This is a genomic window from Veillonella sp. CAG:933 (assembly GCF_000431435.1).
In the GTDB taxonomy this organism is placed as follows: domain Bacteria; phylum Bacillota; class Negativicutes; order Veillonellales; family Veillonellaceae; genus Veillonella_A.
Genome location: NZ_HF986174.1, coordinates 1 through 1556, shown reverse-complemented (window position 1 = coordinate 1556; position 1556 = coordinate 1). Strand labels below are relative to the sequence as shown.

Here is a 1556-nt window from a genome sequence, read left to right as displayed (position 1 = left end):
TGTAGTGACCCCAAAAAGTTAGACTTTTATTTCCGAGAAGCCTGAATAGGTTTCTCGGAATTTTTTATGCTACTGTATTCTTTAAGCGATACTTTACCGGACTTAGCCAATTCAACTTCTCTTTTATTCGTTTTTCATTGTAATAGAGTATATATTGAGTAAGTGCTGTTTCTAATTCCTTGTAGCTATGAAATGTTTTTCCATAATACATTTCTTGCTTCAAAATTGAAAAGAAGTTTTCCATAGGCGAATTGTCATAGCAATTTCCTTTTCTGGACATACTCTGGAAGATATTATTATTCTTTAAGAGCCTTTGATATTCTTTCATTTGATACGCCCAGCCTTGATCAGAGTGAAATGTTCGTCTATATTTAGCATCCTCTGTTATTTTAATAGCTTTTCTTTGTGCCATTAAAATACCAGATGCTGAAGGTGCCGGTGAAATACTGAAACTTAGTATTTCAAGATTATATAGGTCCATAAATGGATCTAAATACAATTTTCTTGTTATTAATTCTCCATCAGCTCCCACCTCATAATACTTGAATTCAGTTGTATCTGTTGTGATTTTTTGATGGGGGTATATACATTCAAATTTACGGTGAATTCGATTGGGAGCAACCGTACCTTTTTTGCCTTTGTAGGAGTTGTATTTTCTGCTTTTGCGAGAATATGTAGTAATTTGAAGTTTAAACTTTTTAATGATACGCTGCAGTTTCTTTTTATTAATTACTATCCCTTTAAGTTTTAATAAGGGTAATAACCGTCTATATCCATAATTGGGATTGGTTTTTCGAATCTCTTCAATTTCTATTTTTATTGCTAAATCTGGATCTTCACGAGTGAACCTCTTTTGCCAATACATATAAGTAGCCTTAGGAAAATTTAATGCCGCAAGAATCTCCTTTAATGTGAACTCTCTTCGGAGGCCGTTGATGATTCTTGCGATTTTTTCATTTCTCGAGCTTCCTCGAGTCGCAGCCTCCTCAGTTCTTTTAAATAGGCATTCTCTATTTGAGCATAGCGCAATTGTTTTTCCAGTTCTAAAATTCGTTGTTGCTCAGGTGTTAATTTAGATAGTTCTTTTTGACTAATACGTATAGGTTTCTTAGGCTTGGATTGCTTAGTCTCAGATTTCTTCATAGTGGGTGGCCGTCCTTTAGGTCGTTCAACAAAGGCATTTACACCATCTTTTATATACTCTGATTTCCATCGAGCAATTAATGTTGGATTATTAATTCCGTACTGTAAAGCTATTTGTTGATAAGATAAGATACTTGTTAAGTACAACTCTACCACAGATTGCTTAAACTCAGAAGTATATTTAGTCTTAGATTTTCTTTCTTTAAGTCCTTCCACACCAAATGCTTGATAATTTTTTATCCATCTTTTGACCTGAGAATATGATTTGACTCCATATTTTTTTGCTAGAGTTCTGCCACCGCCTTCTCCATTTAAATATGCTGTAACAACTTTTAGCTTAAATTTAAAACTATATTTTGACATGAAAAAACCGACCTCCTTAAAATTAGATTTTTAGGTCTAACTTTAAGGGG

At 33.5% G+C, this 1556-nt stretch carries 1 protein-coding gene; it reads right to left on the bottom strand.

Annotation, left to right across the window (positions count from 1 at the left end):
• Positions 1–64: 64 nt before the first annotated feature.
• Positions 65–1506, bottom strand: a protein-coding gene (locus QZL64_RS03760; protein ID WP_295245739.1) for an IS3 family transposase whose coding sequence is annotated in 2 segments (ribosomal slippage) — positions 65–999 and positions 999–1506 — 1443 coding nt in all. Because the reading frame shifts where the segments join, the coding sequence is not laid out codon by codon here.
• Between the last annotated feature and the right edge of the window lie 50 nt (positions 1507–1556).